This is a genomic window from uncultured Amaricoccus sp., assembly GCF_937891315.1.
Classification (GTDB): domain Bacteria; phylum Pseudomonadota; class Alphaproteobacteria; order Rhodobacterales; family Rhodobacteraceae; genus Amaricoccus.
On sequence record NZ_CALAGI010000043.1, the window covers coordinates 39,727 to 47,853 of the forward strand.

5 protein-coding genes are annotated in these 8,127 nt (G+C 68.6%); all 5 read left to right on the forward strand.

Features of this window, described 5'->3' with window-relative positions:
- Positions 1-70 precede the first annotated feature (70 nt).
- Positions 71-2,314, forward strand: coding sequence for an ATP-binding protein (locus Q0480_RS03485; protein ID WP_299130750.1), 2,244 nt, complete (start codon positions 71-73; stop codon positions 2,312-2,314).
- Between the two features lie 34 nt (positions 2,315-2,348).
- Positions 2,349-3,302 carry a hypothetical protein gene (locus tag Q0480_RS03490; RefSeq protein WP_299130753.1) on the forward strand — a complete coding sequence of 318 codons (954 nt, stop codon included), beginning with the start codon at positions 2,349-2,351 and terminating at the stop codon, positions 3,300-3,302.
- Positions 3,303-3,470: 168 nt separating this feature from the next.
- Entirely contained in the window at positions 3,471-4,535 is a 1,065-nt protein-coding gene (gene recA / locus Q0480_RS03495; protein WP_299130755.1) for a recombinase RecA, read from the forward strand.
- Between the two features lie 351 nt (positions 4,536-4,886).
- Entirely contained in the window at positions 4,887-7,550 is a 2,664-nt protein-coding gene (gene alaS / locus Q0480_RS03500) for an alanine--tRNA ligase (protein ID WP_299130757.1), read from the forward strand.
- A gap of 12 nt (positions 7,551-7,562) precedes the next feature.
- A complete protein-coding gene (locus Q0480_RS03505; protein WP_299130760.1) occupies positions 7,563-7,847 on the forward strand; it encodes a DUF1330 domain-containing protein in 285 nt (94 codons plus the stop codon).
- Positions 7,848-8,127 lie beyond the last annotated feature (280 nt).

An 8,127-nucleotide genomic window follows, 5' to 3' on the forward strand; every position in this document is an offset into this window, starting at 1 on the left:
TAACAAAACCTGTGGTTGAAATGCCGGACTTGCGCTATGTTGCCGCGCGCAATGTTCCGAAAGGCGGAAGGTGCGGGACGAGATCGACACCGAAGTTGGCCCAGGACTCGCGCGCGGCGCCACCGTGCTCGGATTGAGCGGCGCGGTCCTGCTCGGCTCGACGCTGACCAGCTTCTGGACCGGATCGGTTGTGGCGCCGACGGCGCTCGCCGTCGCGCTGCTGGTGTTCGGCGGCTTTCTCCTGACCGTACGGATCGGCACGCCGCGCGCCGCGCGGCCGAGCGGGATCGAGCCTTTCGAGGGTCATACCGAGCCGGTCTATCTTACCGATCTCGGCGGCGGACCGATCGCGGCCAACCCGGCGGCCCGGGGCGCGCGCTTCCCCGGCGCCTGGCTGCCCGACGGCGCCGCGCTCTATCGCATGACGCGCGAGGCGCGCGCCAACGGTGTCGCGATCGCCGAGACGGACGGCCATCGGCTGATCGCGACGCGGCAGGGACCGCGCAGTCTGCTCTGGCGGGTCGAGCGGGTCGCGCCGCCACCGGCGGCGGCCTCCGAATTCGACGCGCTCGGCGTGCCCTGGCTGCGCGTCGACGGCGAGGGCAAGGTGGTCGCGGCCAACCCGGCGGCGGTGGCGCTGACCGGGAGCATGCCGGCGCGGCTCGCCGAGGTTCTGAGCGATCCACCGCCGCGCCCGGACGGGGTGCATATGCTGGCGGCCTCGGGCGGAGCGGTGCGGGCGGTGGTGCTGTCGAAGCATGATGGCGGCTGCGACCTTCTGCTCACCCCGCTCGGCGGCGCGGAGATCTCGGGGCTGGTGCCCGATCACTTCCTCGAGGATCTGCCGGTGGCGCTGGCGCGACTGGAGACGAGCGGCGTGCTCACCTATGCCAACAAGGCGGCGCGGCAGCTGCTCGGCGAGCGGGCGCGGCCGGGAACCAATATCGCCGACCTGCTGGAAGGCATGGGCCGCTCGATCGCCGAACGGCTGGCCGATACCACCCGCGGCCGGGCGCTCGGCCGGTCGGAAGTGGCGCGCGGCGCGCTCGACGGACAGGAGATCTATCTGCAGGTCGCCTTCACCCGCGCGGTGCTGGACGGCGCGCCGTCGGTGCTGGCCGTGCTGTCCGACGCGACCGAGCTGAAGACGCTGGAAGCGCAGTTCGTCCAGAGCCAGAAGATGCAGGCCGTGGGCCAGCTCGCCGGCGGCGTGGCGCATGATTTCAACAACCTGCTGACGGCGATCAACGGCCATTGCGACCTCCTGCTGATGCGGCACGACGTGGCGGACGTGGAGCATGGCGACCTGATGCAGATCCGCCAGAACGCCAATCGCGCGGCGGCGCTGGTGCGCCAGTTGCTGGCCTTCTCGCGGAAGCAGACGCTGCGCCCGACCGTCATCAACCTTCAGGACACGCTGTCGGAGCTGAGCCACCTCTTGAACCGGCTGCTGACCGACAAGGTGACGCTCCGCATCGAGAACGGGCCCGACCTCGCGCCGGTGCGGGTGGACGAGCGGCAGCTCGAGCAGGTGATCATGAACCTCGTGGTCAATGCGCGCGACGCCATGCCGCGTGGCGGCGAGGTGCGGGTGACGACGCGCAACGCGCATCTCGCCGAGGACCTTCACCGCGACCGGGCGGTGGTCCTGACCGGGGACTATGTCGTCGTCGAAGTGGCGGATTCGGGGCACGGCATCCCCGAGGGCAAGCTCAACAAGATCTTCGAGCCGTTCTACACGACAAAGCAGGTCGGCGAAGGCACGGGCCTCGGCCTCTCGACCGCCTATGGCATCATCAAGCAGACCGGCGGCTTCATCTTCGCCGACAGCCCCGCCGGCCAGGGCGCGATCTTCACCATCTACCTTCCGGCCTACGACAAGGTTGCGACCCCGGTGGCGCCAGAGCCGGAGGTGCGTCGATCCAAGGACCTGACGGGCCGCGGCCTCGTGCTGCTGGTCGAGGATGAGGATCCGGTGCGCAGCTTCGCGGCGCGCGCGCTGCGGCTGCGCGGCTATACCGTGGTCGAGGCCTCGTCCGGAGAGGAGGCGCTCGACATTCTGAAGGACGCCGATTTCCGGGTCGATATCATGCTGTCGGACGTGATCATGCCCGGCCTCGACGGCCCCGGCTGGGTGCGCGAGGCGCAGAAGACCCGACCGGACACCAAGGTGATCTTCATGTCGGGCTACACCGAGGACGCCTTCGTCGGCGGCGAGAGCGGCATCCCGAACTCGGCCTTCCTGCCCAAGCCCTTCACGCTCAACGAGCTTACCCAGAAGGTGAAGGACCATCTCGACGTGGCCCTCGTCTGAAGCCGCCTCTCGTCGCAACCAAAGGACATACGCGTTGAAGAAGCACCTGATCATGGGGTTCGGCACCAACCAGACCCGCGCCTCGCTGGAGGTGTTCCTGCGCTCGGCGCGCGCGATCTACGGGCCCGAGGAATGCGACGTCGCGATCGTGACCAATACCGTCGACGGGCTGGGCGATCTGTTCGAGGAGACCGCGAGCAGTGCCATCTTCACGCCGAGCACCTATTCGCCCCGCACCTCGCGCCTGTCGAAGGCGCTGAACCGCTGGTTCCTGCATACGCTGCGCCTGCTCGACCGGGCGGGCGTCGGGCGGCGGGCGCCCGAGATCCGCGAGGGCTACTACACGATGATCGAGACCTGGCACCATCCGCAGCTCTGCCGCTGGTTCGCTTATCGCCGGCTGCTCGGCTTCGCGCATCGCTACGACAAGGTGCTGCTCGCCGACATCAAGGACGTGGTGTTCCAGGCGCGGTTCTTCGACGCGGTGGACGAAGGCGGGGTGCAGCTCTTCGAGGATGGCGAGGATTTCCGCGCCGAAGGCTGGAACGGCCGCTGGTATGTCGAGGCCTATGGCACGGCGGAGCATGCGAAGGTCGCCCGGCTCTCGCCGATCTGCATCGGAACCGTGGCGGGAGGCGTCGGGCCGATGGCGTCGATGGTCGCCACCTTCTGCGACGAGATCGCCCGCGCGCCCTTCGGCAAGATCGAGCAGGCGATCTTCAATCGCATGTATCGCACCGGCGCCTTCGCCGAGCGGATAGACCTCGTGCCGAACTACGAGGGCATCGTCGCGACGCTGGCGAGTGGTTCGGTCGCGACCGAGACCGTGGTGCGCGACGGCCGGATCCGGGCGGCGGCGACCGGGCGGATCTTCCCCGTGGTGCACATGTACGACCGGTTCGACGCGACCAACACGGCCGTCCGCGCCGTCTATGCCGAGCCGACGCACGAGGCGGATCCAGTCGGGTTGCGCATGGCGGCGAACTAGGCGCGGGAAATGGCACGCCGGGGAAACGCGGCGCGCAGAGAATTAATCCTGTGGAGGATTTATCTTGCATTGTTCACGTTTCGTGCTCATGTTCAGGCGATGAGAACAAGGCGCGAACACGGGTCTCGTGATTGTCGCCTTCCCGCGAGTGTGAAATAAGAGGCGCCAATGGCTACCCCCATCCTGGACTTCAACGAAAGACGTGGCATGGACAAGCAGAAGGCGCTGGAATCCGCCCTGGCGCAGATCGAGCGCAGCTTCGGCAAGGGTTCGATCATGAAGCTCGGTTCGACGCCCGCGCTGGATATCGAGGCGATCTCGACCGGGTCGATCGGGCTCGATATCGCGCTCGGCATCGGCGGGCTGCCCAAGGGGCGGATCATCGAGATCTATGGGCCGGAAAGCTCGGGCAAGACGACGCTCGCCCTGCATGTGATCGCCGAGGAACAGCGGCTGGGCGGGGTCTGCGCCTTCGTCGATGCCGAGCACGCGCTCGATCCGGTCTATGCCAAGAAGGTCGGCGTCAATATCGACGAGATGCTGATCAGCCAGCCCGACACCGGCGAGCAGGCGCTCGAGATTACCGAGACTTTGGTGCGCTCCGGCGCGGTCTCGGTGGTGGTGGTCGATTCGGTCGCCGCGCTGACCCCGAAGTCGGAACTCGAGGGCGACATGGGCGACGCGCAGGTCGGCGCCCAGGCCCGGCTGATGTCCCAGGCGATGCGCAAGCTGACCAGCGCGATCAGCCGCTCGAACTGCATGGTGATCTTCATCAACCAGATCCGCATGAAGATCGGCGTGATGTTCGGCAGCCCCGAGACCACCTCGGGCGGCAACGCGCTGAAATTCTATGCCAGCGTCCGGCTCGACATCCGCCGCATCGGCGCGATCAAGGACCGCGACGAGGTGGTCGGCAATTCCACCCGGGTCAAGGTGGTGAAGAACAAGGTGGCGCCGCCGTTCAAGCAGGTGGAATTCGACATCATGTATGGCGAAGGCATCTCCAAGCGCGGCGAACTGGTCGATCTCGGGGTCAAGGCCGGCGTGGTCGAGAAATCCGGCGCATGGTACTCCTTCGCCGATCAGCGCATCGGCCAGGGCCGCGAGAATGCGAAGACCTTCCTGAAGGAAAATCCCGACATCGCCCTGCGGATCGAGGACAAGCTCCGCGCCGCCCACGGGCTCGATTTCGCCATGTCGGGCGAGGACACGTCCGAAGTACTGGACGACTGAGTCGCGGCGAAAGGCCAGCTTCCAGAGATGAAGCCCGGCGAAGCGTCGGCCTGACGCGCCTTCGCGGCGGCCGGTGCGCCCTGGCCGCCGCGCGTCGGCCCTGACCTGGCCGACGCGCGGCGGAAGCGCCGCGTCGATGGCGCGCCAGCGGTCCCGTTCCGCCCGCGGCGCGCTTCTCCGTCGCGCCGGCTTCATCCGGTGCTCCGACCGGGCGATTTCGAAGTGGATCGGCCGCCGAGGCGTCGTGCCGGGCGCCGCTGGCGTGGACAGCGGCCCCGGGGAAGGCTAACACCGCTGCTTGATCGAGGCGTGGCGAAATCCGCCGGGCGCGCGACCCCTGGGAACCGACATATGGCGAGCCTGAACGATATCCGCTCCACCTTCCTCGACTATTTCCGGCGCAACGACCATCGGGTGGTCGCTTCCTCGCCGCTCGTGCCGCGCAACGACCCGACGCTCATGTTCACCAATTCCGGGATGGTGCAGTTCAAGAACCTGTTCACCGGGGTGGAGCATCGCGACTATGCCCGCGCCACCACCAGCCAGAAGTGCGTGCGGGCGGGCGGCAAGCACAACGACCTCGACAATGTCGGCTATACCGCCCGGCACCACACCTTCTTCGAGATGCTCGGCAATTTCTCCTTCGGCGACTATTTCAAGGAGGCGGCGATCCCGCATGCCTGGGAACTGCTGACCCGCGAATTCGGCCTGCCGAAGGACAAGCTGCTCGTCACCGTCTATCACGACGACGATCAGGCGGCCGATCTCTGGAAGAAGGTGGCGGGCCTGCCGGAGGAGCGGATCATCCGCATCGCCACCTCGGACAATTTCTGGATGATGGGTCCGACCGGGCCTTGCGGTCCCTGCTCGGAAATCTTCTACGACCACGGGCCGGCGATCTTCGGCGGGCCGCCGGGCAGCGCGGACGAAGACGGCGACCGGTTCATCGAGATCTGGAATCTGGTCTTCATGCAGTTCGAACAGCATGAGGATGGCGTGCGCGCGCCGCTGCCCCGGCCGTCGATCGACACCGGCATGGGGCTGGAGCGGATCGGCGCGGTCCTGCAGGGCAAGCACGACAATTACGACACCGACCTGATGCGCGCGCTGATCGAAGCCTCGGCGCAGGCGACCTCCAGCGATCCGGACGGGCCTGGCAAGACCCACCACCGGGTGATCGCCGACCATCTGCGTTCGACCTCCTTTCTGATCGCCGACGGGGTGATGCCGTCGAACGAGGGTCGCGGCTATGTGCTGCGCCGGATCATGCGGCGCGCGATGCGGCACGCGCACCTGCTCGGCGCGCAGGATCCGGTGATGTATCGCCTCGTCCCCGCGCTCGTCGCGCAGATGGGTGGCGCCTTCCCCGAGCTCGGCCGGGCGCGGCCGCTGATCGAGGAGACGCTGCTGCTCGAGGAGACGCGGTTCAAGACGACGCTCGACCGCGGGCTGCGGCTGCTGGAAGACGAGTTGCAGCGGTTGCCCGACGGCGGTGCGTTGCCCGGCGAGGCGGCGTTCCGGCTCTATGACACCTTCGGTTTCCCGCTCGACCTGACCCAGGACGCGCTGCGCGAGCAGGGGCGCGCGGTCGATGTCGCGGGTTTCGAGGCGGCGATGGCCGAGCAAAAGCGCAAGGCGCGCGCTGCCTGGGCGGGCTCCGGCGAGGCGGCGGACGAGACGATCTGGTTCGACCTGGCCGAGAAGCACGGAACGACCGAATTTCTCGGCTATGACACGGAGACCGCCGAGGGGCAGGTGCTGGCGCTGGTCCGCGACGGCGCGGAGGCGCGGGCGGCCAAGGCTGGCGACAGCGTGCAGATCGTGCTGAACCAGACGCCGTTCTATGCCGAATCCGGCGGTCAGGTCGGGGATACCGGCGTGATGCGCACCGATGGCGCGCGGGTGACGATCAGCGACGTGCGCAAGAAGGCCGGCGTTTTCGTGCATCATGGCCATGTCGAGGAGGGATCCTTCACGGTCGGCGCGGCGGCGGCCCTGACGGTGGACCATGCGCGGCGGGCGGCGATCCGCGCGAACCATTCGGCGACGCACCTGCTGCACGAAGCCCTGCGCCGGGCCCTGGGCGATCATGTCGCGCAGCGCGGCAGCCTCGTCGCGCCGGACCGGCTGCGCTTCGACTTCGCCCATGCCAAGGCGATGACCCCGGAGGAACTGGGCCGGGTCGAGACGGAGGTCAACGACTTCGTGCGCCAGAATGGCGCGGTCGAGACCCGAATCATGACGCCGGACGCGGCCGAGGCGCTGGGGGCGCGCGCGCTCTTCGGCGAGAAATACGGCGACGAGGTGCGGGTGGTCTCGATGGGAACGGCGCCGGGCAGCGGTCTCGGCGCGGGCAAGGATACCTATTCGCTGGAACTCTGCGGCGGCACCCATGTCGCGCGTACCGGCGACATCGGCGCCTTCAAGCTGTTGGGCGAGGCGGCCTCGGCCAGCGGTGTGCGGCGGATCGAGGCGCTGACCGGCGCCGGCGCGCTCGCCCATGTCGCGGCGCAGGAGCGGGCGCTGGCCGAGGCGGCGGGCCTGCTCCGCGCCCGGCCGGAGGAGGTGGCGGAGCGGATCCGCGCGCTGCTCGACGAGCGCAAGTCGCGCGAGCAGGAGCTGGCGGATCTGCGGCGAAAGCTCGCGCTGGCGGGTGACGGCGGCGCGGCGGCTCCGGCGGGGCCGGAGACCGTGGGAGGGCTGCCCTTCTTCGCCCAGACCCTGCGCGGCGTTTCCGGCAAGGATCTGCGCGGGCTGATCGACGAACACAAGGCCCGGCTCGGCTCGGGCGTCGTCCTGCTGGTCGCCGATACGGGGGACCGGGCGGCGGTGGCCGCCGGGGTCACCGCCGACCTGACCGACCGGGTCTCGGCGGTCGATCTGGTGCGGGTGGCGGCCGAGGCGCTGGGGGGCAAGGGCGGAGGCGGGCGGCCCGACATGGCCCAGGCCGGCGGGACCGATGCGACGCGCGCGCCCGAGGCGATCGCCGCGGCGCGCGCGCTTCTTGAAGCCTGAGGGGTACACGGAATGCCGGCCTACTGGATCGCCCATGTGTCCGTTTCGGACGAAGCCACCTATGGCGAATATGCCAGGCGCGCCACCGCCGCGATCACCGCGCATGGTGGCGAGTTCCTGGCGCGGGGCGGCCGTCACAGGCAGATGGAGGGCCGCGACCGGCCGCGCAACGTGGTGGTCCTGTTTCCGAGCCTCGAGGCGGCCGAGGCCTGCTACAATTCCACCGCCTACCAGGAGGCGCTGAGCTTCGCCCGGGGCGCGTCGGAACGCGATCTGGTGCTGGTCGAGGCGCTCTGAATCGGCCCTTCGCCGGGGCCGGAGGGCACATGCCGATATAGCGGTCGCGGCGGTGGTTGATGGCGACTACGAGGTTCAGCGTCACCGCGTCGACCAGCGAACAGGTCACGGCGCGCGGGGGCAGGGTACGACGGCGAGCAGGAACAGCACACCATCGAACAGCATCTGCGTCCAGCCGGCGCGGAAACCGAACCGGTCCTGCGGATAGAACAATATCCAACCAGGCGGAATCGTCTGGTGGCTAATACCAACGGCCCATCTCGTTGACTTTCCGACCAAG